General features: G+C 65.6%; 21 protein-coding genes and 4 tRNA genes. 2 read left to right on the forward strand and 23 right to left on the reverse strand.

Annotated features, from left to right (window positions below; translation table 11 throughout):
* Positions 1–74: 74 nt before the first annotated feature.
* The 4 genes from AP428_RS07875 to gltX all read right to left on the reverse strand — a co-directional run bounded on the left by AP428_RS07875 (position 75) and on the right by gltX (position 2,057).
* A tRNA-Asp gene (locus tag AP428_RS07875) sits at positions 75–151 on the reverse strand.
* Positions 152–229: 78 nt separating this feature from the next.
* A tRNA-Glu gene (locus tag AP428_RS07880) sits at positions 230–305 on the reverse strand.
* Positions 306–442: 137 nt separating this feature from the next.
* Positions 443–518: transfer RNA gene (locus AP428_RS07885), tRNA-Ala, on the reverse strand.
* A gap of 129 nt (positions 519–647) precedes the next feature.
* On the reverse strand, positions 648–2,057 hold the full coding sequence (gene gltX / locus AP428_RS07890) for a glutamate--tRNA ligase (protein ID WP_054927940.1): 1,410 nt from the start codon (positions 2,055–2,057) through the stop codon (positions 648–650).
* Between the two features lie 278 nt (positions 2,058–2,335).
* Here gltX and AP428_RS07895 point away from each other — a divergent pair, with 278 nt between their 5' ends.
* Positions 2,336–3,253 (forward strand): patatin-like phospholipase family protein, encoded by a 918-nt coding sequence (locus AP428_RS07895; protein WP_054927941.1) that lies wholly within the window; start codon positions 2,336–2,338, stop codon positions 3,251–3,253.
* Positions 3,254–3,406: 153 nt separating this feature from the next.
* Here AP428_RS07895 and AP428_RS07900 read toward each other — a convergent pair whose 3' ends face one another.
* The 9 genes from AP428_RS07900 to AP428_RS07940 all read right to left on the reverse strand — a co-directional run bounded on the left by AP428_RS07900 (position 3,407) and on the right by AP428_RS07940 (position 13,430).
* The gene (locus tag AP428_RS07900) at positions 3,407–4,078 is read right to left on the reverse strand and encodes a C40 family peptidase (protein ID WP_054927942.1); all 672 of its coding nucleotides are present in this window, start codon (positions 4,076–4,078) and stop codon (positions 3,407–3,409) included.
* A gap of 128 nt (positions 4,079–4,206) precedes the next feature.
* A complete protein-coding gene (locus tag AP428_RS07905) occupies positions 4,207–5,829 on the reverse strand; it encodes an ABC transporter ATP-binding protein (RefSeq protein WP_054927943.1) in 1,623 nt (540 codons plus the stop codon).
* On the reverse strand, positions 5,826–6,923 hold the full coding sequence (locus tag AP428_RS07910; protein ID WP_053525318.1) for an ABC transporter permease: 1,098 nt from the start codon (positions 6,921–6,923) through the stop codon (positions 5,826–5,828). The genes AP428_RS07905 and AP428_RS07910 overlap by 4 nt, the downstream gene beginning before the upstream one ends.
* Positions 6,924–6,971: 48 nt before the next feature.
* Positions 6,972–8,015, reverse strand: a complete 1,044-nt coding sequence (locus AP428_RS07915) for a microcin C ABC transporter permease YejB (RefSeq protein WP_006481944.1) — start codon at positions 8,013–8,015, stop codon at positions 6,972–6,974.
* 52 nt (positions 8,016–8,067) lie between these two features.
* Positions 8,068–9,942 (reverse strand): extracellular solute-binding protein, encoded by a 1,875-nt coding sequence (locus AP428_RS07920; protein WP_054927944.1) that lies wholly within the window; start codon positions 9,940–9,942, stop codon positions 8,068–8,070.
* 141 nt (positions 9,943–10,083) lie between these two features.
* Positions 10,084–10,440 carry a hypothetical protein gene (locus tag AP428_RS07925; RefSeq protein ID WP_012328786.1) on the reverse strand — a complete coding sequence of 119 codons (357 nt, stop codon included), beginning with the start codon at positions 10,438–10,440 and terminating at the stop codon, positions 10,084–10,086.
* A gap of 227 nt (positions 10,441–10,667) precedes the next feature.
* Complete coding sequence (locus tag AP428_RS07930; protein WP_054927945.1) at positions 10,668–11,333, reverse strand: response regulator transcription factor; 666 nt, start codon at positions 11,331–11,333, stop codon at positions 10,668–10,670.
* Between the two features lie 19 nt (positions 11,334–11,352).
* Positions 11,353–12,744 (reverse strand): HAMP domain-containing sensor histidine kinase, encoded by a 1,392-nt coding sequence (locus AP428_RS07935; RefSeq protein WP_054927946.1) that lies wholly within the window; start codon positions 12,742–12,744, stop codon positions 11,353–11,355.
* An 11-nt stretch (positions 12,745–12,755) separates the two neighbouring features.
* Positions 12,756–13,430 carry a response regulator transcription factor gene (locus AP428_RS07940; protein ID WP_011549499.1) on the reverse strand — a complete coding sequence of 225 codons (675 nt, stop codon included), beginning with the start codon at positions 13,428–13,430 and terminating at the stop codon, positions 12,756–12,758.
* 218 nt (positions 13,431–13,648) lie between these two features.
* Between AP428_RS07940 and AP428_RS07945 the strand changes: the two genes are divergently transcribed.
* Positions 13,649–13,948 (forward strand): DUF4148 domain-containing protein, encoded by a 300-nt coding sequence (locus AP428_RS07945; RefSeq protein WP_054927947.1) that lies wholly within the window; start codon positions 13,649–13,651, stop codon positions 13,946–13,948.
* Between the two features lie 110 nt (positions 13,949–14,058).
* Here AP428_RS07945 and cyoD read toward each other — a convergent pair whose 3' ends face one another.
* The 10 genes from cyoD to AP428_RS07995 form a co-directional block, all read right to left on the reverse strand.
* Positions 14,059–14,391, reverse strand: coding sequence for a cytochrome o ubiquinol oxidase subunit IV (cyoD, locus tag AP428_RS07950; RefSeq protein WP_006478441.1), 333 nt, complete (start codon positions 14,389–14,391; stop codon positions 14,059–14,061).
* A complete protein-coding gene (cyoC, locus tag AP428_RS07955; protein ID WP_011549497.1) occupies positions 14,392–15,000 on the reverse strand; it encodes a cytochrome o ubiquinol oxidase subunit III in 609 nt (202 codons plus the stop codon).
* Positions 15,000–17,006 carry a cytochrome o ubiquinol oxidase subunit I gene (gene cyoB / locus AP428_RS07960; protein WP_054927948.1) on the reverse strand — a complete coding sequence of 669 codons (2,007 nt, stop codon included), beginning with the start codon at positions 17,004–17,006 and terminating at the stop codon, positions 15,000–15,002. The genes cyoC and cyoB overlap by 1 nt, the downstream gene beginning before the upstream one ends.
* A gap of 3 nt (positions 17,007–17,009) precedes the next feature.
* The gene (cyoA, locus tag AP428_RS07965; RefSeq protein WP_006478438.1) at positions 17,010–17,897 is read right to left on the reverse strand and encodes a ubiquinol oxidase subunit II; all 888 of its coding nucleotides are present in this window, start codon (positions 17,895–17,897) and stop codon (positions 17,010–17,012) included.
* Positions 17,898–18,172: 275 nt separating this feature from the next.
* A complete protein-coding gene (locus AP428_RS07970; protein WP_027812926.1) occupies positions 18,173–19,702 on the reverse strand; it encodes a NuoM family protein in 1,530 nt (509 codons plus the stop codon).
* 477 nt (positions 19,703–20,179) lie between these two features.
* A complete protein-coding gene (locus tag AP428_RS07975; protein ID WP_054927949.1) occupies positions 20,180–21,568 on the reverse strand; it encodes a hypothetical protein in 1,389 nt (462 codons plus the stop codon).
* A gap of 207 nt (positions 21,569–21,775) precedes the next feature.
* A tRNA-Ser gene (locus AP428_RS07980) sits at positions 21,776–21,869 on the reverse strand.
* A gap of 110 nt (positions 21,870–21,979) precedes the next feature.
* The gene (locus AP428_RS07985; RefSeq protein ID WP_011549493.1) at positions 21,980–23,233 is read right to left on the reverse strand and encodes an aspartate kinase; all 1,254 of its coding nucleotides are present in this window, start codon (positions 23,231–23,233) and stop codon (positions 21,980–21,982) included.
* A 342-nt stretch (positions 23,234–23,575) separates the two neighbouring features.
* Positions 23,576–24,997, reverse strand: a complete 1,422-nt coding sequence (tilS, locus tag AP428_RS07990; protein ID WP_054927950.1) for a tRNA lysidine(34) synthetase TilS — start codon at positions 24,995–24,997, stop codon at positions 23,576–23,578.
* A 46-nt stretch (positions 24,998–25,043) separates the two neighbouring features.
* A complete protein-coding gene (locus AP428_RS07995) occupies positions 25,044–26,015 on the reverse strand; it encodes an acetyl-CoA carboxylase carboxyltransferase subunit alpha (protein ID WP_006478433.1) in 972 nt (323 codons plus the stop codon).
* Between the last annotated feature and the right edge of the window lie 12 nt (positions 26,016–26,027).

Consider the following 26,027-nt stretch of genomic DNA (forward strand, 5'->3'; position numbering starts at 1 on the left):
ACGAAGGGGACAACGTACTGCTTACATCTTTAATACAAAAGCCCGCTCAAAAACGTCTTGAACGGGCTTCGTTCTGGCGGAGCGGACGGGACTCGAACCCGCGACCCCCGGCGTGACAGGCCGGTATTCTAACCGACTGAACTACCGCTCCAGCTTTCTTACCCAACCTGCAGGACGTCGGTTACGTTCCTGCAAGCCTTGCGACACTTCTATGAAACGCCGCTGAATCTGGCGTCCCCTAGGGGATTCGAACCCCTGTACTCACCGTGAAAGGGTGATGTCCTAGGCCTCTAGACGAAGGGGACATAATCTTTTCAGATTTGTCTGACTTTCGCTATTCACTTCTGGTCAACAGCGAAGGCCGAAATTCTAACTGCTATGAATCATTTTGTGAAGCATTTATTACTACCGCTGCTTCGCAAATCAATCCATCTTGTTCTGTTGGTGGAGGTAAGCGGGATCGAACCGCTGACCTCTTGCATGCCATGCAAGCGCTCTCCCAGCTGAGCTATACCCCCTTGCAGAACAGAAATGAGATTATATGGACCGATTTCGAACTTGTAAATACCCTTTTTACGATTCGTGCGAAATTTTTTGCGAAGCCGCCGCGTACCTCATGCACGGACAGCTTCGCGCGCGCACGAACGTCAAGCCAGCGCGGCCTCGATGCGCGTCACCACGACATCGCGACCGAACAGCACGAGCACCGCGTCGATCGACGGCGTATGCGTCGTGCCCGCCACCAGCAGACGCACCGGCATCGCGAGCTGCGGCATCTTCAGCTTGTGCGTGGCGAGCGTCGCCTTCAGCGCGGCGGACACCGCTTCCTTCGTCCAATCGGCCACCTTCAGCGCGGCAGCGAGATCGGCCAGCGCCGGACGCACCGCATCGGTCACGTGCTGCGCGAGCGCGTCGGCGTCGGGTACCGGCACACGATAGAACATCGCCGCACCTTCCGCGATCTCCTTGACCGTCGTCGCACGATCCTTCATCAAGCCGACCACCGCGTCGAGCGCGGGGCCCGTCGCGATCGCCGCGTCATCGATGCCGAGTGCGTCGAGGAACGGCTTCGCGAGTTCGGCAAGGCGCGCGTTGTCGGCTTCCTTGATGTAATGCGCGTTCAGCCAGCTCAGCTTGCTGTGGTCGTACTGCGCGGGCGACTTGCCGAGATGCTCGAGATCGAACCATTCGACGAACTGCTCGCGCGAGAAGATCTCGGCGTCGCCGTGCGACCAGCCGAGACGCGCGAGATAGTTGACGACGGCTTCCGGCAGGAAGCCCGCGTCGCGGTACGCCATCACGCTCATCGCGCCATGTCGCTTGCTCATCTTCTCGCCCTGCTCGTTCAGCACGGTCGGCAAGTGCGCATAGACGGGCGGCTCGCCGCCGAGTGCGTTCAGGATGTTGATCTGGCGCGGCGTGTTGTTCACGTGGTCGTCACCGCGGATCACGTGCGTGATGCCCATGTCCATGTCGTCCACCACCACGCAGAAGTTGTAGATCGGCGTGCCGTCCGGGCGCGCGATCACGAGGTCGTCGAGCTCCTCGTTCGAGATCTCGACACGCCCCTTCACCGCATCGTCCCACACGACCGTGCCCGTCAGCGGATTGCGGAAGCGCAGCACCGGCTTCACGCCGGCCGGCGGCTCCGGCAGCACCTTGCCGGGCTCCGGGCGCCACGTACCGTCGTAGCGCGGCTTCAGGCCGGCTTCGCGCTGGCGTTCGCGCAGCGCGTCGAGTTCCTCGGCCGACATGTAGCACGGATATGCGAGACCCTTCTCGAGCATCTGCGCGAGCACTTCGCGATAGCGGTCCATCCGCTGCATCTGGTAGATCGGGCCTTCGTCGAAATCCAGCCCGAGCCACTGCATCCCCTCGAGGATCGCATCGACCGCTTCCTGCGACGAGCGCTCGACGTCGGTATCCTCGATGCGCAGCACGAACGTGCCTTTCATCTTGCGGGCGAACGCCCACGGATAAAGTGCGGAGCGAATGTTGCCGAGGTGGATGAAGCCGGTGGGACTCGGCGCGAAGCGGGTACGGACAGGACGGGTCATAAACGGTAACTCGAACGCCTGGGGCGCATGAATGATTCGACGCGGGACGATGCGGCAGCCCGGACAGCAACGGAGCCGGCGGCGCCCGGAACGGGAAAGAAGCCGGAATTATACTCGCGCCGGACATCGCGCCAAGCGCACCGCTTGCTTTATGATGTGCGCGCCGCGGCCGCCAGCCGGTGCGGCGCCGGCCGCACGGAACCCGCTGCGCGGCCGCTCGGAACCTATCGCCGCCGCGGGCCGTGTGACCCGCCGCCAAGCCGCCGGAGAACCATTCGATGTCGTCCCCTCGCCTGTCGCGCCGCCACTTCACGATCGCGTGCGCGTCCGCCAGCCTCGCCGCCTGTACGTCCTTCGGCGACAAGTCCCGCCCCGGCACGGCCCTGCCGCAGGAGAAGCCCGTCAAGATCGGCATCGCGCTCGGTGGCGGCGCCGCGCGCGGGTTCTCGCACATCGGCGTGCTGAAGGCGCTCGAGGCGCGCGGCATTCCGATCGAGATCGTCGCCGGGACGAGCGCGGGCTCGGTGGTCGGCGCGCTCTACGCGTCGGGCATGAACGCGCTGCAGATCAACAAGATCGCCCTCGACATGGACCAGGCATCGATCAGCGACTGGGCGCTGCCGTTTCGCTCGCGCGGCCTGCTGCAAGGCGTCGCGCTGCAGAATTTCCTGAACAAGACGCTCAACAACCGGCCGATCGAGAAGATGGCGAAGCCGCTCGGCATCGTCGCGACGGACCTGCAAAGCGGCCAGCCGATCCTGTTCCAGCAAGGCAACACGGGGCTCGCGGTGCGCGCGTCGTGCAGCGTGCCGTCGGTGTTCGAGCCGGTGAAGATCGGCAATCGCGAATATGTGGACGGCGGGCTGGTGAGCCCGGTGCCGGCGTCGTTCACGCGCAAGATGGGCGCGAGCTTCGTGATCGCGGTCGACATCTCGGCCCGGCCGGACGGCGCGGCGACCAACAACCCGATCGAGATGCTGCTGCAGACCTTCACGATCATGGGCCAGACGATCAAGACCTACGAGCTCGACAAATATGCGGACGTCGTGATTCGCCCGAACCTGGCGGCGATGGGCGGCAGCGACTTCAACCAGCGCAACGCGGCGATCCTCGCGGGCGAGGAAGCGGTCGCGCGCATCATGCCGGAACTGCAGCGCAAGCTCGCGGCGGCGCGGGGCGTGACTGCCGCCGCGTAAGCCGCGATGGGCGGGAGGCCGCGGCACGCGCCGCCTCCCGGTGGCCGACAGAACGACCTCCGCTTCGTCGCCACCGTCAGCCCCAAAACAAAAAACCCTGCCGCCTTTCGGTGACAGGGTTTTTTATCGTCCGGCCTGACCGACCGGCAAACGTCAGTTGCTGCCGTTCGCCGAATCGTCGCCGATCGTCGCGCGCACGCGGCGCAGGTCTTCGGGCTTCATCGGGAATTCCGATTCGATCCGGCGCGCGCCGGTGAAACGCTTTTCCCAGTAGCCGCTGTCGAGATCGTCGACGCGGACGGTGCTGCCCGTCGACGGCGAGTGCACGAACTTGTTGTCGCCGATATAGATGCCGACGTGCGAGAACGTGCGGCGCATCGTGTTGAAGAACACGAGATCGCCCGGCTTCAGGTTGCTCATGCTCACCTTCTCGCCGACGCGGCTCATTTCTTCCGCGCGACGCGGCAGCGACATGCCGAGCGTGTCCTGGAACACGTAGCGCACGAAGCCGCTGCAGTCGAGGCCCGAATCCGGCGAGTTGCCGCCCCAGCGATACCGCACGCCGATCATGTTCAGCGCGCCGACGACCACGTCGCCCGCCTTGCCCGCCATGCCGGCAAGGAACGACTTCGCGCCGCCGCTCGACGGCTGCGCGCTGGTCTGCTGGAGGGAGGAACCCGACCCGATCTGAGTCGAATTGGTGACATTCTGGTTAAAACTGCTGACTTCGTCGGCGAACGCGCCGGGTGCTGCTGCGAACAGGGCGCCGATGAACAGCCCGGCGATGGTGCGCGCGCATGCCTGGGTCAGGGATCGATGCTGCATTGGTCGATGGAATGTGCTTAAAAATCAGCTGATTGGCGGAAAATTTCGGTCGATACTAGCCAGCGCGTAATCGTTTGTCAAAACAAATTAATAAATACAATCGAGATGGTCAGACCATTGGACGCCTATCACGCTTTCCAGACCGCTTTCAACAGCTTTTGTGTGTAAGGATGTGACGGTCGGGTGAAGATGTCGGACACCTCCCCCGACTCGACGACGGCGCCGTCCTGCATCACCGCGACGCGGTGCGCCATCGCACCGATCACCTCCAGGTCGTGGCTGATGAACACATAGCCGAGGTTGTATTTCTGTTGCAAATTCGCGAGCAGCTTCAGCACCTGCTGCTGGATCGACACGTCGAGCGCCGACGTCGGCTCGTCGAGGATCAGGATGCGCGGCTCCAGCACCAGCGCGCGCGCAATTGCGATCCGCTGGCGCTGGCCGCCCGAGAATTCGTGCGGATAACGCTGCAGCACCGTACGGTCGAGCCCGACTTCGCGCAGCACCGCGAGCGACTTCGCGCGGCGCGCGTCGGGCGTCATGTCCGGGCGATGCAGTTCGAGCCCTTCGCCGACGATCCGCTCGATCGTGTGACGCGGCGAAAGTGAACTGAATGGATCCTGAAAGACCACCTGCATGTTCGAGCGCAGCGCGGTCTGTTCGCGACCGCGATAGGTCGACAGCGCGCGTCCCTGGAATTCGATCTCGCCGCCGGCCGTCTTCTGCAGGCCGAGCAGCGCCATCGCGAGCGTCGACTTGCCTGAGCCCGATTCGCCGACGATGCCGAGCGTTTCGCCCTGCCGCACCGACACCGACACGTCGGCGACGGCCGTCACCGGCACCGTGCCGAACCAGCCCGCGAAGCCCGGCCGCTTGCGCGCGAACTGCACGCTCACGTGGCGCGCGTCGAGCACGACGGGCGCGATCGGCATCACCGGCGTGACCGTGCGTTGCGGCCGGCTGTTCAGCAGCCGCTGCGTATACGGATGCTCGGGTGCCGCAAAAATCTGCTCGACCGGCCCGCTCTCGACGAGCCGGCCGTGCTCCATCACCGCCACCCGCTGCGCGAAGTGCCGCACGAGATTCAGATCGTGCGTGATCAGGAGGATCGCCATCCCGCGCTTTTCTGCCTCCTCCCGCTGCAGTTCCAGCAGCAGGTCGACGATCTGCGCACGGATCGTCACGTCGAGCGCGGTGGTCGGCTCGTCGGCCAGCAGCAGGCGCGGCCGGCACGCGAGCGCCATCGCGATCATCGCGCGCTGCCGCTGGCCGCCCGACAACTGGTGCGGGTAGCTGTCGACCCGCTTCTCGGGCTCCGCGATGCCGGTGCGCGCGAGCAACGCGATCGCCCGCTTGCGCGCCTCGACGGCCGATACGCCGTCGTGCAGCACGATCGTCTCGCCGATCTGCACGCCGATCGTATACAGCGGGTTGAGCGCCGTCATCGGCTCCTGGAAGATCATCGCGATGTCCGAGCCGCGCAGCCCGCGCATCTCGCGCTCGCTCCTGGCCGCCAGATCCTGCCCGGCAAAGCGGATCGCGCCCGTGACCTCTGCGTCGCGCAGCAACCGCAGGATCGACAACGCGGTCACGCTCTTGCCGGACCCCGATTCGCCGACGAGCGCGACCCGCTCGCCCCGCCCGATCGCGAGCGTCACGTCGTCCACCGCGACCGTGTCGCCGAAGCGCACATGCAGACGCTCGAGCGACAGCAGCGGTTCGTGCTGCGCCGATACGGTCGACTCGCTCATCGCTGGCCTCCCGCCGCGCGCACCGAATCGGCGATCCGCGTGTCGAGCGCGTTGCGCAGCGCGTCGCCCATGAAGGTCAGCAGCAGCAGCGTCGCGACCAGCACGCCGAACGTCGACAGCGAGATCCACCATGCGTCGAGGTTGCCCTTGCCCTGCGCCAGCAGCTCGCCGAGGCTCGGCGTCGGCGGCGGCACGCCCAGCCCGAGGAAATCGAGGCTGGTGAGCGCGAGGATCGAGCCGCTCATCCGGAACGGCAGGAACGTGATCACCGGTGTGAGGCTGTTCGGCAGCACGTGGCGCCAGATGATCTGCCAGTTCGTCAGCCCCATCGCGCGGGCCGCGCGCACGTAGTCCTGGGTCCGGTTGCGCAGGAATTCCGCGCGCACGTAGTCGGCGAGGCCGATCCAGCCGAACAGCGACAACAGCACGATCAGCAGCAGGAAGCTCGGCTCGAAGATCGACGCGAAGATGATCAGCAGGTACAGCTCCGGCAGCGAACTCCAGATCTCGATCAGCCGCTGCCCGACGATGTCGATGCGCCCGCCGAAGAAGCCCTGCACCGCGCCCGCGGCGATCCCGAGCAGCGTGCCGATCACCGTCAGGATCAGCCCGAACTCGACCGACACGCGGAAACCGTACACGAGCCGCGCGAGCAGGTCACGGCCCTGCGCGTCGGTGCCGAGCCAGTTCTCGCGCGACGGCGGCGCCGGGTTCGGCACGTTCGAGAAGTAGTTCAGCGTGTCGTAGTAGTAGCGGTTCGGCGGATAGACGACGAAGTTGCCGGGCGCCTCGAGCCGCTTGCGCACGTACGGATCGAGATAGTCGGCCGGCGTCGGGAAATCGCCGCCGAAGGTCGTCTCCGGGTACGCATGGAACATCGGAAAATAGGTCTGGCCGTCGTAGCGCACCACGAGCGGCTTGTCGTTCGACCACAGCGGCGCCGCGAGACTCGCGGCGAAGGCCACGACGAAGATCACGAAGCTCCAGTAGCCGAGGCGCTGCTGCGTGAAACGCTGCCACACGCGGCGGGTGGGCGACGGCGACACGCGCGCACGTGCGGCGTCGATACGGGAAGAGGCGACGGCCCGGTTCATCGCGCGCCCCGCCCGCTGGCGCCGGGCATGCGAATGGCTCGTTTCATGTCAGCGCTCCAGGTTGTCGAATTGAATGCGCGGATCGACCCACACATAGCAAAGATCGGAGATCAGCTTGGTCGCGAGCCCGATCAGCGTGAACAGGTACAGCGTGCCGAGCACGACCGGGTAATCGCGCCGCACGACCGACTCGTACGACAGCAGCCCGAGGCCGTCGAGCGAGAACAGCGTCTCGATCAGCAGGCTGCCGGTGAAGAACGCACCGATGAACGCGGCCGGGAAGCCGACGATCAACGGCAGCATCGCATTGCGGAACACGTGCTTCCACAGCACGCTGCGCTCGGAGAGCCCCTTCGCGCGCGCGGTCAGCACGTATTGCCGGCGGATCTGGTCGAGGAACGCGTTCTTCGTGAGCATCGTAACGACCGCGAAGCTGCCGACGACCGACGCGGTGATCGGCAGCGCGATGTGCCACAGGTAGTCGAGCACCTTGCCGACGAGCGACAGCTGCGCGAAGTTGTCCGACGTGAGGCCGCGCAGCGGAAAGAGCTGCCAGAACGAGCCGCCGCCGAACAGCACGAGCAGCAGCACGCCGAGCACGAAGCCCGGAATCGCATAGCCGACCAGCACGACGAGGCTCGTCGCGACGTCGAACGGCGAACCGTTGCGCACGGCCTTCGCGATGCCGAGCGGCACCGAGATCAGGTACGTGAGGAAGAACGTCCACAGCCCGATGCTGATCGACACCGGCAGCTTCTGCACGACCAGCGACCACACGCTCTGGTGGCGGAAATAGCTGTCGCCGAGATCGAAGCGCGCGAAGCGCTTCAGCATCAGCCAGTAGCGTTCGAGCGGCGGCTTGTCGAAACCGTACAGCGCCTTCAGTTGCGCGAGCTGCTGCGCGTCGACGCCGGTGTGCGCGCGCATCCCGAACGGCGTCGCGCCCTGCTCCGTCGCGCCCTTGCGCAACTCCTGCACGGCCTGCTCGACGGGGCCGCCCGGCACGAACTGGATCACCGCGAACGTGAGCGTCAGCACGCCGACGAGCGTCGGGATCATCAGCAGCAGGCGTTTGAGGATGTAGCTCCACATAGGGCGTCGACTCGTGATCGGATGGCGGGGTTGGACGGAGGGCCGGCGCGGGTCAGTGATCGGGCTTCGCCCACCAGGTCGACACGACCCAGCCCTCGGCCGAATAGTACAGCGGCAGCGTCCGCGGATAGGCGAGCGTGCGCTTGTACGCGATGCGGTGCGTCGTGCTGTACCACTGCGGGACCGCGTAGTAGCCGTGCATCAGCACGCGGTCGAGCGCGTGCGTCGCGTCGAGCAATTCCTCGCGCGTCTGCGCGGCGCCGAGCGCATGCAGCAACGCGTCGACGGCCGGCGATTTCAATCCGATGAAGTTGTCGGAGCCCGGCTCGTCGGCGAACTTGCTCGCGTAGCGCGAGTATTGCTCGGCGCCCGGCACCTGCACGCCCGGCAGGCGGATCGTCGTCATGTCGTAGTCGAATGCATCGAGGCGCTTTTGCAGCAGCGCGTAATCGGCCGTGCGAAACCGCACGACGATGCCGAGCTTCGCCAGGTTGCGCTGGTAGGCGGTCACGACGCCTTCCATCGCGCCGCCCGCATCGTCGAGGATCTCGAACGCGAACGGCTCGCCCTTCGCGTTGCGCAGCGCGCCGTCGCGATAGGTCCAGCCGGCCTGCGCGAGCAGTGCGCGCGCCTTCAGCAGGTTCGCGCGCAGCGAGCCCGGCGGATTCGTGTCCGGCTGCGTGACCGTCGGGCCGAACACGGCCGGATCGAGCTGTGCGCGCAGCGGCTCCAGCAGCTTCAGCTCGCCTTCGCTCGGCGTACCGGTCGCCTGCAGGTCGGTGTCGGCGAAATAACTGTTGAGACGCGTGTATGCGCTGTAGAACAGCTGGCGGTTCAGCCATTCGAAATCGAATGCGAGGTCGAGCGCCTCGCGCACGCGCACGTCGCGGAACAACGGCCGGCGCAGATTCATGAAGAAGCCCTGCATACCGGCGCCGTTATGTTGGCGGAATTCGCGCTTGACGAGCTCGCCGCTGTCGAAGCGCTTGCCGACGTCGCGCCGCGCCCAGTTGCGCGCGATGTACTCGACGAGCACGTCGTATTCGCCGGCCTTGAACGCCTCGAGCCGCGCGACGCCATCGCCGTACAGCTTGTAGACGATCCGCTCGAAGTTGTTGGTGCCGACTCGTACCGGCAGGTCGGCGCCCCAGTACGCGGGATTGCGCCGGTAGGTGATCGTGCGGCCGTTGTCGTAGCGCTCGATCACATACGGGCCGCTGCCGATCGGCTGCTCGAACGCAAGCTGGTCGAACGGGATGCGCGAGCCGTCCGCGCGCAATCCCCACTTGCGCGAAAACACGGGCACGCCGCCGGCGATCAGCGGCAGTTCGCGGTTCGCGCTGCGGAACTCGAAGCGCACGGTCGCCGGATCGACGACCACGGCCTTCGCAATTTCCGCGAAATACGCGCCGAACTGCGGTGCGGCCTGCTTGCTCTTCAACGTGTCGAACGAAAACTTGACGTCGTCGGCCGTGACGCGATCGCCGTTCGAGAAGCGTGCGCGCGGGTTCAGGCGGAACGTGACCGAACGGCGGTCCGGGGCGACGTCGATGTCGTCGGCCAGCAGCCCGTAGGCGGACGCCGGTTCGTCGGAGCTGCCGGTCGCGAGGCTCTCGAACAGCATGTCGATGCCGGGCGCGGTGTTGCCACGCATCGTGAACGGATTGAACTTGTCGAACGACGTCAGTCGGCTCGGATTCGCGAGCACGAGCGTGCCGCCCTTCGGCGCGTCGGGGTTCACGTAGTCGAAATGCTTGAAGCCCGGCGGATACTTCGGCTCGCCGTACTGCGCGATGGCGTAGGCCGCGTGCGCGGCCGGCGCGGCCAGCACCGCATGCAGCGCCAGCACCGCGGCCACGCGGCCGGCGGCCCGCAGCGCGCCGAGGCAGGCACGCGCGGCGGCGGCCCGGGGCGAACCCTTCGTCATAGAGGCCCTGTCGATCGAATGAGGGTAGTAACGTGGAGCGATTCTACCCATTCAGTCCGTCGAGCCAAAAGAAAACCGCCACGCGGGCGGTTTCCTCGCGAGCAGTTGTCGCGCACGCGGCACGCATGCGCGACCGGTCGATCAGCGCCAGCCGTTGTGGCGGCCGTGATCCCAGTGACCGCGATCGCCGCCCCAGCCGCGGCCATGGCGGCGATACCACTCGTCGCGGCCCCAGTAGCGGCGGCCGTCCCAGTAGCGGTCGCCGTGCCAGCCGATCACGATCGCCGGCGCCGGGGCGTACACGGGCGCCGGTGCATAGACAGGCGCCGGCTGGTAGACGACCGGCGGAGGCGGCGGCGCATACACGGGCGCGGGCGCGACGTAGACCGGTGCCGGCACGCCGACGTTGATCCCGACATTGACTCCCGCCATTGCTGCGCCCGACACGAGCAAGGCCGTCATACCGGTCAGGAGCGAGGCAACACGCAAAGTCTTCATGGATTCCTCTTCTGGTTGTGTCATGTGTGATTCGACTATAGCGGCAAGCGCCGGCTCCGCATATTTCAAGTTTGTAAGAACTGATGCGCGGCATCGCAACAGGACACGCGCGCTAACGTCTTGTAACAATCGACGCCCGGCTGCCGGCCAGGCCGGGCTGCGTGGCGTAGCGCTGCGTACGCCGTCCGTCAAGAGATTCTTTCAGCCTGACGTCGATATCCACCCCGTCACCCGCCCGTGTCGAACCGGAAGCCGAATCGCGCAACCGTTTCGATCCGCGCGGAAAACGCATGCGCGACCAGCTTGCGCCGCAACCGGACGACCAGCGCATTGACCGTTTCGGGTTCGATATCGGCATCGTCCCACGCATAACGCAGCACGGCGTCCCGCCCGACCGGCCGCCCCGCTTCGCGCAGCAGGCATTCGACCACGCGAAACTCCCGTGCACTGAGCGCGAGCCGCCGGCCCTGCTCCTCGAGCGCACGCGTCGCCGTGTCGAGCCGGATCGATTCACGCATCGCGATGACGCCCGCGCGGCGCCACAGCGCGCGCAACCGTTCGTGCAATTCGACGAACGAACACGGATGTGCCAGGCATACGTCGCAGCCTGCGTTCAGCATCCGCGCGCGCTGGGCGGACGTGGTGCCGGCAACGATCGCGGCGATCGTCGCACCGCCGGCCGACGCGGCGAGCCGCGGCAATTCATCGAGAATCGCCGCCGCGGCCCCGCCATCGGTCGCGACGATCACGATCGCGTCGAACCGGTCCTGCGTCGCCGCGAAACAGCCATCGCGCCATGCGTCGACGCGCTCGACGCCGTGCGTGCTCTCTCGAAACGCCTTGTCGAGCCGCGACGCGTGCGGATTCGGCGGCGCAATCAGCAGGATGCGCATCGCTCGGTCTCCGGCGCCGTCATACAAGCGAACGCGGCCAGCATTCGACCGTGATCGCCGTACCGGTCGGCTGCGCATCGCCGATCCGCAGCGCGAAACCATGCACGCGCATCACCGCCGACACGATGCTCAAGCCGAGCCCCGAGCCGTTCACGTGGCGCGTGCGCTCGCCGCGGTAGAAGCGTTCGAGCACCGCATTGCGCTCGCCGGGCGGGATGCCGGGCCCGGTGTCCTCGAACCGGACGAGCGGGCCGTGCGGCGTCGTCTGGAGCACGACGTGCACGCGGCCGCCCGGCGGCGTGAACTTGATCGCGTTGTCCGCGAGATTGCTGAACGCCTCGAACAGCAACGCACGATCGCCGTGGATGCCGTCGACCGTGGCCGCCTCGAGCGCAAACGACACGTCGACGTCCTCGGCCAGCGGCTCGTAAAGCTCGCACACGTCGCGCAGCAGGGCCGCGACGTCGACCGCGGCAAAACCGCCGCGCCGGCTCAGCGTGCCGATCTCGGAGATGCGCAGCATCGCGCGAAACCGTTCGAGCAGCCGGTCGGTTTCGTCGCGCGCCGAAGCCAGCAGCGCCGCCGACGCGGGATCATGCGCGCAGAACGGCTGGTCGGCGAGCCGCGCCAGCATCGTATGCACGCGTGCGAGCGGCGTGCGCAGGTCGTGTGCGATCCCGTCGCAGGTATGGCGCACCTCGCCCATCAGCCGCTCGACTTCGTCGAGCATGTGGTTCACGAGATGCGCGAGCAGATCGAGTTCGTCGTAGCCGCCGACCGGCAGCCGCTTGCCGAGATCGCCTTCGGCGATCTGTCGCGTGACGCGCCGGATCGCGGCGACGCGGCGCATCTGCCGCATGCCGAGCATGCTGCCGCCCGCGATGCCCGCGATCAGGATCACCACGCCGCCGATCACGAGCCCGCGGATCGCGACGTCGCGGATCTGGATGAAATGCGACAGGTCGCGCGCGACCACCAGCGTCATGCCGTTGTCGCGGCGCACGGCCATCGCGCGCGCGATCGGCGACGGCTGGCCGTCCAGCAGCACGAGCGTGCGGTTCAGCGTCCGGCCGCGGCGATCGGTCTGCAGCGCGGGCGGCTTAGTGATGTCGCCGGCCACGCGGCGCCCGCTCGCATCGAACAGCCCGTAGAAATTCGTATGCATGTGCTCGTGCTCGAGCCGCCGGTGGATCGCGAGCGGCAGCTCGGCATCCGGAATCGAATCGAAATAGATCAGTTGCCACGCGAGCACTTCGTCGGTGTCGCGCGTCATCGTATGCGTCGCGGCCACGCTGATCACGCCCGCGAGCAGCAGCAGCGACACCGAGAAGATCGCCGCGTATGCGCATAGCCAGCGAAACGTCGTCGTATGCCAGCGGCGCGTGAAGTGCGCCGCGCGGGCTGCGTCCATTCGCGCCTCCGTCAAGCGAGCATGTAGCCCGATCCGCGCACCGTCTGGATCATCGGGTTCGCGCCGGGCGGATCGATCTTCTTGCGCAGCCGGCCCATGTGAACGTCGATCAGGTTGGTGCCGGGATCGAAGTGATAGCCCCACACGGCCTCGAACAGCATCGTGCGCGTAATCGTCTGGCCTGCGTTACGCATCATGAATTCGAGCACGCGGAACTCGGTGGGCAGCAGCGGAATCTCGTCGGCGCCGCGGCGCGCGCAGCGCGAAATGAGGTCGAGCTCGAGCGCGCCGACCTTCAGCAGCGTCTGCTGCGGCACACCCGATGCCTGCCGGCGGCGCAGCAGCACTTCGATGCGCGCGCTCAGTTCGCCGGAATCGAACGGCTTCGTCAGGTAATCGTCGCCGCCCGCGCGCAGCCCGCGGATGCGCTCGTCGACGTCGCCCAGCGCGCTCAGCATCAGCACCGGCGTGTCGATGCCGACCGTGCGCATCGCCGTCACGATCGCGAGGCCGTCCGCGCCCGGCAGCATCCGGTCGAGCGTGATCGCGTCGTACGATGCGCTCATCGCGCGCATCATCCCTTCGCGGCCGTTATCGGTCCAGTCGACCTCGAACCCGCGGGCGGTCAGTTCGCCGACGATTTCGTTCGCGGTCACCGCATCGTCCTCGACCGTCAGTACTCGCATGGTTGCCCTCGCAATGAACTTCAACACGGGCGCGCACGATGCGCCCGCCACTATCGTAAGCGCCGCGATTGCCGTGCGGCGCCAGATGAAAATAACTTCATTCGGTATCGCGACGTGCGTAGGTGAAACATGTTTCATCCGTGCGTCGCCGGCCCTGCGACGGCTACCGCCTACGCTGACGTCATGCGGCATCGGGCCGCGAAACCAGGAGCTACCGGATGAAACTGTCGACCACCGTCGCCTGCATGCTGCTCGCATGCGCCAGCACCGCCGCGTTCGCGGGGCCGCACCTCACGCCGCAGGAATGCCACGCGTACCCGTTCGTGCACACGGGCAGTGGCGTCTCGCGTGCGGACCTCGTACGCGAGCTGTCCGAGCTCGAACAGGTCGGCTACGATCCGGCCCACGCGAGCCCGTACTATCCCGACGATCTCGACGGCGCGAAGCATCGGCTGGCCGCCGAGTACCGCGCCGACTGCACGCATGTGCTGACGGCCGACGCCGGCACGCGGCACTGACCACACTGCCCGGCGCAACACGGCAGCCGGAAAAAACAAAAGGCGGCACGCATGTGCCGCCTTTCTTCATGAACGCGCACGGATGCGAACCCGATGCGCCACGTTGCCGCTCAGCGCGACATCATGTTCATGCTGACGTTGTGCATCACCCACAGCGTGCCGACGATCACGATCGCGGCGGTCAGCACCGTATAGCTGAACGCCATCACGTTCCAGCGCTGGCCCGACGAGCCGTTCATGTGCAGGAAGTACACGAGGTGCACGACGATCTGCACGAAGGCGAGCACGGCCAGCCCGATCAGCGACGCATGCGGCGACAGCACGCCGCCCATCACGAGGCCGAACGACGCGGCCGTGAGCAGCACCGACAGGATGAAACCGGCGACGTAGCCGCCGACACTGCCGTGCCCTTCTTCGAGTTGAGACGAATGCGAATGGGCCATTTAGATCACGCTCGCGAGATAGACAAAGGAAAACACGCAGATCCACACGATGTCGAGGAAGTGCCAGAACAGGCTCAGGCACGTCAGGCGTCGCAGGTCGCGATCGGTCAGGTCGCCGCCACGCAACACGATCTGCGCGGCCAGCACGATCATCCACAACAGGCCGGCCGTCACGTGCAACCCGTGCGTGCCGACCAGCGTGAAGAATGCCGACAGGAACGCACTGCGCTGCGGGCCCGCGCCTTCCGCGATCAGGTGCGAGAACTCGCGCAGCTCCATCGTGAGAAACGCCGCGCCGAGCACGAACGTCACCGCGAGCCATGCGAGCAGCGCGCCGCGCCGCTGCTGGTACGCCGCGAGCATCGCGAAGCCGTACGTGATGCTCGACAGCAGCAGCGCGGCGGTTTCGACCGCGACGCCCGGAATGTCGAACAGCTCTTTCGCCGTCTGCCCGCCCGCGTACTGGTGGCCGAGCACCGCGAACGTCGCGAACAGCGCCGCGAAGATCACGCAGTCGGTCATCAGGTACAGCCAGAACCCGAACACCGAATGCGACGGCGGATGGTCGTCGTGTTCGAGCAGGGTTGCGCTCAAGGTTTTCTGCAACATCAGTTGGCCTCCAGTTCCACGTCGTCGACGCGCGCGGCCGTGCGCCGCGTCGGCTGCTTGTCTTCGGTCTTGCGCACCGTCGACGCAGGGATGTAATAGCCGTCGTTATCGCGCGAGCTGTAGATCGCGAGCGTCGCGATGATCCCGACGAGCCCGCCGATCGCCATCCACCAGATGTGCCACACCAGCGCGAAGCCGAGCACCAGGCTGAAGACCGCGATCACGAGGCCCGCGCAAGTATTCGACGGCATATGGATGTCGCGGAACGTCGCCGGGTTCGGCCGGCCTTCGCCGCGCGCCTTCATGTCTGCATACGCATCCAGCGTGCGCACCTGCGGGATCACCGCGAAGTTGTAGTCGGCCGGCGGCGACGAGGTCGCCCACTCCAGCGTGCGGCCACCCCACGGGTCGCCCGTCGTGTCGCGGTACTCGGGCAGATGGCGGTTGCGGATGCTGACCACCAGCTGCAGCAGCTGGCACGCGATGCCGATCGCGATCAGCACGGCGCCGAATGCGGCGACCAGCAGCCACGGATGCCAGGCCGGGTTGTCATAGTGGTTCAGGCGGCGCGTCATGCCCATGAAGCCGAGCACGTAGAGCGGCACGAACGCGACGTAGAAGCCGACCTGCCAGAACCAGAACGCGGCCTTGCCGAGCTTCTCGTTCAGCTTGAAGCCGAACGCCTTCGGGAACCAGTAGTTGAAGCCCGCCAGATAGCCGAACAGCACGCCGCCGATGATCACGTTGTGGAAGTGCGCGATCAGGAACAGGCTGTTGTGCAGCACGAAGTCCGCGCCCGGAATCGCCATCATCACGCCGGTCATGCCGCCGAGCGTGAACGTGACCATGAAGCCGATCGTCCACAGCACGGGCGTCGTGAATTCGATCCGGCCGCGGTACATCGTGAACAGCCAGTTGAACACCTTCACGCCGGTCGGAATCGCGATGATCATCGTCATGATCCCGAAGAACGCATTCACGTTCGCGCCCGAGCCCATCGTGAAGAAGTGATGCAGCCACACGAGGAACGACAGCACCATGATCGCGCAGGTCGCGTACACCATCGTCTTGTAGCCGAACAACGGCTTCTTCGCGAACGTCGCGATGACTTCCGAGAAGATCCCGAACGCCGGCAGGATCAGGATGTACACCTCCGGATGGCCCCACGCCCAGATCAGGTTCAGGTACAGCATCGCATTGCCGCCGGCATCGTTCGTGAAGAAGTGCATGCCGAGGTAACGGTCGAGGCCGAGCAGCGCGAGCGTCGCGGTCAGGATCGGGAACGACGCCATGATCAGCACGTTCGTGCACAGGGCCGTCCACGTGAACACGGGCATCTTCATCAGCGTCATGCCCGGCGCGCGCATCTTGATGATCGTCACGAAGAAGTTCACGCCGGTCAGCAGCGTGCCGACGCCCGAGATCTGCAGCGCCCACAGGTAGTAGTCGACCCCTACCCCCGGACTGAACTGCAGCTCCGACAGCGGCGGGTACGCGAGCCAGCCCGTCTGCGCGAATTCGCCGATCACGAGCGACAGGTTGATCAGGATCGCGCTGACCGCCGTCATCCAGAACGACAGCGAGTTGATGAACGGGAACGCGACGTCGCGCGCGCCGATCTGCAGCGGTACGACCAGGTTCATCAGGCCGACCATGAACACCATCGCCATGAAGAAGATCATGATCACGCCGTGCGCCGTGAAGATCTGGTCATAGTGGTGCGGCGGCAGGTAGCCGGGCGCGTTGTACGCGAGCGCGAGCTGCATGCGCATCATGATCGCGTCGGCGAAGCCGCGCAGCAGCATGATCAGCGCGACGATGATGTACATCACGCCGAGTCTCTTGTGGTCGACCGTGGTCAGCCATTCCGTCCACAGCCATTTCCAGCGGCCGGTGATCGTCAGCGCGGCGAGAATGCCCAGCACGACCAGACCCATGAAGGCGCCGGCCCCCATGATGATGGGCTGATCGAACGGGATCGCCGAGAGTGTGAGTTTGCCGAACATGCGTTACCCCTTCGTGCCGCAGGCGGCGTCCTTCAGGTCGAGGACGTGGCCATCGTTGTATTTCGCGATGATGTTGTGGAAGAGCCGCGGATCGACCGACGAGAAATAGCGCACCGGCGCCTTCTCGCTCGGCTGCGCGACGCCGCCGTACATAGTCGCGTCGAGCCGGTCCGGCGACGCCTTCACCTTCTGCACCCACGCATCGAACTGCTCGCGCGGCTCGGCGAGCGTGCGGAATTTCATGTCCGAGAAACCGCGGCCGCTGAAGTTGGCGGACGTGCCCGCGTAGTTGCCGGGCTCGTCGGCGATCAGGTGCAGGCGCGTCTGCATGCCGGCCATCGCATAGACCTGGCCGCCGAGCTGCGGGATGAAGAACGAGTTCATCACCGAATCCGACGTGATGCGGAAGTTCACCGGCGTGCCGACCGGAATCGCGAGCTGGTTCACCGACGCGATGCCGAGCTCCGGATAGATGAACAGCCACTTCCAGTCGAGCGCGACCACCTCGACGTCGATCGGTTTCACCGCCGATTCGAGCGGCTTGTATGGATCGAGCTCGTGCGTGGTCTTCCACGTGAGCACGCCGAGGAACAGGATGATCAGCGTCGGCACCGTCCAGATCACGACCTCGATCGCGGTCGAGTGCGACCAGTTCGGTGCGTAAGCGGCGTTGCGGTTCGACGCACGGTAACGCCACGCGAACCATAGCGTGAGCAGGATCACCGGCACGACGACGATCAGCATCGCCCAGGTGGACGTCGCGATCAGCGCCTTTTCGGCGGCGCCCACACTTCCTTTCGGATTTAGTACATCTAAATTACAACCTGACAGGCTCAGCGCCGCGCCCATGGCCATCAGCGCCGACCAGCCTCTTGAAGCTCTTCTTTTCATCACACAGCCCCGCGGGTCATTGAATCCGTTTGCGTATGCCCGATGCGCATTCGATTCACGAAATTGGCCGAATCATACGTCGCGCGGGTGCGATGAAAAACCGGTGCAGGCGGCAAATCATCATTGCAAAATCTGCCGTGAGTCACATTGTCGCGGGGCAATTTCACGCAGCCGGAAGCGGGCCCGGCACGCCCCGTGCCAAGCCTCGATCGATGCGTGCGCAACGATACCTGCCGCGCGAATGCGGCTGGCCTGCGCGGCGCGGTGTGCCGGGATCAGTCGTGCGTCGACGCCATGTACGACGGCAGCGCCGGCGCGGGGCCATCCCCTGCCGGCACCTTCGAATGGCTCGCTTCCTGGATCAGCTTGCCGACGGTCGGATCGATCGCATCGGTGAACGGCTTCGGATCGATGCCGACCGCCAGCACGATCAGCGCGAGCGACGCGAACATCACGATCTCGCGCCGATTCAGGTCGGCCAGCTTCGCGATCCGCTGGCTCGCGACCTTGCCGAACACGACGCGCTTGAGCATCCACAGCGTGTACGACGCGCTGAGGATCAGCGTGAGCGCCGCGATCGCACCGATCCAGAAGTTGAAGCGGATCGCGCCCATGATCACCATGAACTCGCCGACGAACCCCGACGTGCCCGGCAGACCGACGTTGGCCATCGCGAACAGCAGCGTGAAGGTCGCGAAACGCGGCATCACACCCGCCACGCCGCCGTACGCGGCGATCTCGCGCTGCCTGGTGCGATCCACGAGCACGTTCACGCACAACAGCATCGCGCCCGCCACGAAGCCGTACGACACGAGTTGCACGATCGCGCCTTCAACGCCGATCCGGTTGAACAGGAACAGCCCCAGCGTGACGATCCCCATGTGCGCGACCGTCGAATACGCGAGCAGCTTGCCGAGATCGGTCTGCGCGAGCGCGATCAGGCTCGCGTAGACGATCGCGAACAGCGACAGCGCGATCACCGCCGGCGCGAAGAAGTGGCTCGCGTCCGGCGTGATCGGCAGCGCGAAGCGCAGGAACCCGTAACCGCCGAGCTTGAGCATCGCGAGCATCAGCGCGGCACCCGTCGGACCGTCCGTATACACGTCGCTCAGCCACGTGTGGACCGGCCACATCGGCACCTTGACCGCGAACGCCGCGAAGAAGCCGAGGAACACCAGCAACTGCGGCGCGAAGCCGAGCTGCAGCGTGCGCCACACGGCCATGTCGAACGTATGCGACTGCGCGTACAGGTACAGCATCGCCATCAGCAGCAACAGCGAGCCGGCGAACGAGATGAAGAAGAACTTCACGGCCGCATACACGCGTCGCTCGCGCCCCCACGTACCGATCAGCAGGTACAGCGGGATCAGCGTCGCCTCGAAGAAGATGAAGAACAGCAGCCCGTCCTGCGCGACGAATACGCCGACCATCAGCCCCGACAGGATCAGGAACGACGCGTAGTACTGCGCGACGCGCACCGTGACCGACTCCCACGACGCCACCACCACCACGAGCGTCGTGAATGCGGTCAGCACGACGAGCCACAGCGACGCGCCGTCGATGCCGACCCGCCAGCCGGCATTGAATGCCGCCAGCCAGTCGCGTCTTTCGACGAACTGCATCGCCGCCGAATGCGCGTCGAAACCGGCGATCAGCGGCACGACGGCCGCCAGCCCGGCGATCGCGCCGACCAGCGCGATCAGTCGTATCCGGCGTGAATGCTGGTCGGAACCGGCGCGCAGCAGCACCGCGCCGAACAGTATCGGAACCCAGATGGCCAGGCTCAGGAAGGGGAAATCATGCATGTCAACAACGCCTTGAGGAGGTCGCGCCCTGCATCGGGGACAGGCGCAACGAAAGGAACGAAATCAAATCGACAGGTAGATTTCGTGAATCGCCAATGTTGGCAAAATGTAAAGCGGCATCACCGGAAAAGTTGATGCTGCTCAAATGCGATCGGGTTAACCAGCATAAAACGATTGAATATTTTCTGCAGCGCAGCAGAACATCAATTTTGCGTGCCCGCGTAGCCTGCTGATTTTTATGAGTAATTTTTCGTATTGCTCGATGCCGCGTGCGACAGAAATCGACGCAGCGCCGCATTTTTGATGTCAACCGGTCATTTCGGAGGGCCGGAACGACATGCTCAGCGTTCCGCAGTACCGCGGTCGCGTGGCCTCTCCTGTCTTACAGAAATACTTTCATTTTTATTTCATTCGATCTCATGCTGCGCATACGCAGATCGAGTTACCCTCGCGCACCTCTTCTCACGCGAGCGGCCATTAGCGCAGGTGACTCAAGCGATCCCATACGCGCATCGTCACCGCACGATAGTGGTCGTGCTGGGCGGGGAAATGGACGAAGCGGCTGTCGCGCGTCGCATAGACCGGCGATGACGCGAGCGTCGTCGCATCGACGATATGGCGCGCGTCGATCATGCCGGACTCAAGCAACTCCACATAGATCGCCTGCTGGTCGCCACCACTCGCATAGACCGACGAGCGATCGTCGAACCGCTCGATGCGCGCGCAGATGCGTTCGACCAGTTCGCGCATCGGCGCCACGTTGCGCACGCCAATCATGCACGAGTTGATCGCCCACGCCGTGTGATCGGTCCCGATCACGAAGTCGCGCCCCTCGATCGTGCCATCGATGCGCTGGCGCTGGTCGATCGCGAGGATGTCCGCATCGACCCAGAACACGAACGCGTGATGCGGCAGATGTTCGCGAATCAGATGCAGCTTCGCCCAGTTCGCGTCGATGCCGTCCGGCAGGAAAGCGGGCGCGGCGCGATACGTGTGGTACGCATAGCCGTGTCGCGTGCAGTAGCGGACGAAATTCTCCTCGTGCAGGTCGCCATAGCCCGCGATATGCGACGTATGCAGGCTCACGAACGCGATCGGCGCATGCGGATTCACATGCCGCTCTGCTTCGCGCGGTCGCTGCTGCGCGGCGCACCAGTCGTCCATCGCGCGCGGACAGTCGCCGCGCTGGTACCGTTCGGCATCGTCGACGAGCGCCGTCACGTAACGGAAGTCGTAATCGGGCACCGGCGCCCAGAAGCCGTTCACGTCTCGCCACTCGGGTGCCTGGTGCGCCACGAGCGGTCGCGCGCCGGCGATCGAATCGATCGAGACGCCATCGCTCCAGACCGTCTGGGCCGACGCGAAATGGCCGTTCGCAAGCGGTACGTCGAACGGCAGCGGTGGAAAGTGCGCTGCCAGCAGCGTCGCCTCGCACGCGTGCTGCCGCTCCGGAAGATGCATCGCCCACTTGCCCAGTTCGAGCGCCAGCCGGCGCAACTGCTCGCGTACGTCGGGCACGTTGCGGAAGATCATGCCGCTCGCGGCGGGCAACGCCGATTTCGACGTCTGCGTCGTGACGATCGCGTCGTAACCGTGCGCGACATCCGTCAGCGCATGCGGATCGAACACGACGGAGAACGGGTCGAGCACGAGCAGCAACGCACCGTGCTCCATCGCAACGAGTTGCGCGATGATCGCGTGGTACTTGTACAGCACCTGCTGGCGCTCGCCATACACGTGCATGCCGTCGGCCATTGCATGCCGGTAGCCGTGCAGATGCGCGTAACGTGCGTGGTTGTCGATCAATCCGTCGACAGGTCGATGAGACAGGACGGTCAGAACGGAATGCGGGGTTGCCACGAGCATCACCTCGAGTCGCGCGGAACGATACGCGATATGTAGCGCATGACCGCCACTCCCGTCGAGCAGTCATTGCCCGAATGACGTATCGACGACGCGCGCCCGAGGATGAGACTCGACGGCATCGATGCTCGGCGCACGACACCACACGGTGGGCCGGAAAAAGAAAAAGCCCCGCAAGTCCGAGAACTTGCGGGGCTTTGTCACCGCTTTTGGCGGAGACGGAGGGATTCGAACCCTCGATCCAGGTTTTGGCCCAGATGCTCCCTTAGCAGGGGAGTGCCTTCGACCTCTCGGCCACGTCTCCCAAACTTTCGCTCGCACCAGGGAGGCAGTGCGACGAGAACGAGATAATATAGGGTTTCGAACCGTACGTCAATTTCCGTGATGCATTTTCTTCAATGCATCACGAAAAATTCACGACGCCTGGTCGAGTTCGAATACCTTGTGCAGCGCGCGGACGGCCAGCTCCATGTATTTCTCGTCGATCAGCACCGAAATCTTGATTTCGGACGTCGAGATCATCTGGATGTTGATGCCCTCTTCCGACAGCGTGCGGAACATCTTGCTCGCGACGCCCACGTGCGAACGCATGCCGACGCCGACGACCGACACCTTCGACACCTTCGGGTCGCCCTGCACGCGCTCGGCGCTCACATGGCCCTGCACCTGGTTGGTGAGGATGTCCATCGCCTTCTGGTAGTCGCCGCGGCCGACCGTGAACGTGAAGTCGGTCTTGCCTTCGACGCTCTGGTTCTGGATGATCATGTCGACGTCGACGTTCGCATCGGCCACCGGGCCGAGGATCTGATATGCGATGCCCGGCTTGTCGGGCACGCCCATCACAGCAATGCGTGCTTCGTCGCGCTGGAACGCGATGCCGGAAATGACTGCCTTTTCCATGGTCTCGTCTTCTTCAAAAGTAATCAGGGTGCCCGAGCGCATTTCTTCGTCGAGCGCAATCAGCGGATCGGTCAGGCTCGACAGCACACGCGTCTTCACCTGGTATTTGCCGGCGAATTCGACCGAGCGGATCTGCAGGACCTTCGAGCCGAGGCTGGCCATTTCCAGCATCTCCTCGAACGTCACGCGGTCGAGGCGGCGCGCCTCTTCGACGACCCGCGGATCGGTCGTGTAGACGCCGTCGACGTCGGTATAGATCAGGCACTCTTCGGCACCCAGCGCAGCCGCCACCGCCACCGCCGACGTGTCCGAGCCGCCCCGGCCCAGCGTCGTGATGTGGCCGTCCGGATCGACGCCCTGGAAGCCCGTGATGATCACGACCTTGCCTGCGTTCAGATCGTCCTTCACGCGCTCGTCGTCGATCGAGTGAATCCGTGCTTTCGTAAACGCGCTGTCCGTCTTGATCGGCACTTGCCAGCCGGCATAGCTCACGGCCTCGACGCCGATTTCCTGCAGCGCGATCGACAGCAGGCCGACGCTGACCTGCTCGCCGGTCGACGCGATCATGTCGAGCTCACGCGGGCTCGGCTGGCTCGAAATCTCTTTCGCGAGACCGAGCAGACGGTTGGTTTCGCCGGACATCGCCGAAGGCACGACCACCATCTGGTGCCCGGCCTGATGCCATTTTGCGACGCGTTTCGCGACGTTCTTGATGCGCTCGACCGAGCCCATCGAAGTGCCGCCGTATTTGTGTACGATGAGTGCCATTGTCGTTCTGAACTGGAGGAGAAACCGCACGGGCGCGCTGGGCAGGCCGCGTAGCCGTTCGGTCACGCGGCTTGTGGCTGTGGACGGACGACGAGGGGGACGGCTGGGACGCAACACGCAAGCGTGGCGGATTTTGCCCGGAAGGCCGATCAGGCCGCGCAAACCGGGTACGTCACGCGGAAAACCTGCACAAAACGCTCAAAAATCGAGCCGAGCAAACGACCGAGCGTACCCGATAGAAGCCCGCTTGACAAGCCGCGCGCCGTGTCGGCGGCCGTTCCGGCGCTGTTTACCAAATGGTGAAAATGGGCCCGCCATCGCGCGTTCGACCGCCTGCCGTTGCTAGGCGATCAGCAAATCGGGGCGCCATTCGATCCGGCGCCATGCCGCGTCACCGGGCGCCGCGTCGGCCGGCTCGCCGATGTCGCGATTGACGCCCAGTCGCGGCACGTAGATCAGCCGGTCACCCGCGAACAGCAGCGGCACGTCGCGTTGCCAGGCCGGCACCCCGCGCTCCTGGAACAGGTTCTTCAGCGTCCGGCCCGGCCCGCCCGGCGACGTGCGCATCCGTTCGCCGCCGGCACGGGCGCGTGCCGCCAGCCGGGTACCGCGCAGCAGCGCCTCGGGCACCGCGTCGGCGCTCCCCGCATCGGCGGGCGCGAACACGAACGTGCCGCGCCATCCCCGCAGATGCCACACTTCCTGCCCGTCCCACGCGAGTGCCGCCTCCGGCTGCGGCGTCCCCGTGCCGTCGTCGGCCGGCTCGCTGCTGTCGCCCGCCTCCCAGTACACGACATCGCGATAGAGCCGCAGGCACTGCCCCGCGTGATCGACACGCAGCGCATGCGCGTCGTGCGCCGCGCGCAGTTGCCGCATCATGTTGGCCAGACGGGCAGCCGACGCGCCCGGCAAACCGAGCCGGCGCATCCAGAAGCGCAGCAGGTTCGCACCGCGCGTGTCGTCGAATCCGACCAGTGCGTCGCGCGACAGCGCGTGACCGTCATCGCGCGTGGCGACGGCGAAATCGAGCTCGGCCAGATCGTCGAGCAGCCGCTGAGCGGCGGCCGCATGCTGGGCCGCGCGGCCGAGCGCGTCGCGAAAGCCCGGGAAATGCACGGCCAGCGCCGGCAGCACGTCGACGCGCAGCGCATTGCGCGCATAGCGCGTATCGCCGTTCGATTCGTCGTCGATCCACGCGAGCGCGTGCTGCTCCGCATAGCGCTCGAGTTGTGCGCGCAACAGTCGCAGCAACGGGCGCACCCGCTCGATGCTCACGCCGTCGGGGCGATAACGCGGCGCCATCGCGGCGAGCCCCGCGATTCCCGCGCCGCGCAACAGTTGCAGCAGCACCGTCTCCGCCTGGTCGTCCGCATGTTGCGCGATCCACAGCGCCGCTACGCCATGGCGTTCGCCCATCTCGTCGAGCGCCGCGTAGCGACGCTCGCGCGCGGTCGCCTCGATCCCGAGCCCGCTGTCGCGCGGCACGTCGACGCGCATCGATTCGAATGCGACACCGAGCCGCGCCGCTTGCCCTTCGGCATGCGCGACCCATGCGTCGGCGTTCGCGCTCAGGCCGTGATGCACGTGCAGCGCGACGCAGCGCGATGCGCCCGCGACGCGCACGGCCGCATCGAGCAGCACGGTCGAATCGAGGCCGCCGCTGTAAGCGATCGCGATGCGCGCGTCCGGCGGCAGACCAGAAAGCGCAACGCTGACCGCGTCGAGGACGACGCGGTCAGCGGAGAATTCGGTGGGCGGGATCACGAGCGAGACGCGCGTGCAGCGGCACGCGCCTTGAATACACGGCCGGTCATGCGCCGGGCGTGGTTTCCTTGAACTTGCCGTAAGCCATCAGGCGCTCGAAGCGGCGCTCGCGCAGCGCATCGATGCTCATGCCCTGGAACTGGCGCAGCGAATCGGCCAGCGCACGGCGCAGCAACGCGGCCATGCCCTTCGGATCGCGATGCGCGCCGCCGAGCGGCTCGTTGATGATCTTGTCGATCAGGCCGAGCGCCTTCAGGCGGTGCGCGGTCAGGCCCAGCGCTTCCGCGGCTTCCGGCGCCTTCGCTGCGCTCTTCCACAGGATCGACGCGCAGCCTTCCGGCGAGATCACCGAGTAGGTCGAGAACTGCAGCATCATCACGGTGTCGGCCACGGCGATCGCCAGCGCACCGCCCGAACCGCCCTCGCCGATCACCGTCGTGATGATCGGCGTCTTCAGCTCGGCCATCACGTACAGGTTGCGACCGATCGCCTCCGACTGGCCGCGCTCTTCCGCGCCGATGCCCGGGTACGCGCCCGGCGTGTCGACGAACGTGAAGATCGGCAGCCCGAACTTCTCGGCGAGACGCATCAGGCGTTCGGCCTTGCGATAGCCTTCCGGACGCGGCATCCCGAAGTTGCGCGCGGCGCGCTCCTTCGTGTCGCGGCCCTTCTGGTGACCGATCACCATGCACGGATGGCCGCCGAAGCGCGCGAGACCGCCGACGATCGACAGGTCGTCCGCGAACGCGCGGTCGCCATGCAGCTCGTGAAAATCGGTAAACAGTTCCGCGACGTAGTCGAGCGTGTACGGCCGCTGCGGGTGCCGCGCGATCTGCGAAACCTGCCACGGCGACAGGTTCGCGTAGAGGTCTTTCGTCAGTTGCTGGCTTTTCTTCGACAGCCGCTCGATTTCTTCCGAAATATCGACAGCCGAGTCGTCCTGCACGAATCGCAGCTCTTCGATCTTGGCCTCGAGTTCGGCGATCGGCTGTTCGAAATCCAGAAACGTGGTCTTCATGTGTTCGAATCC

The organism is Burkholderia sp. E168m22, from assembly GCF_001319805.1.
Classification (GTDB): domain Bacteria; phylum Pseudomonadota; class Gammaproteobacteria; order Burkholderiales; family Burkholderiaceae; genus Burkholderia; species Burkholderia orbicola.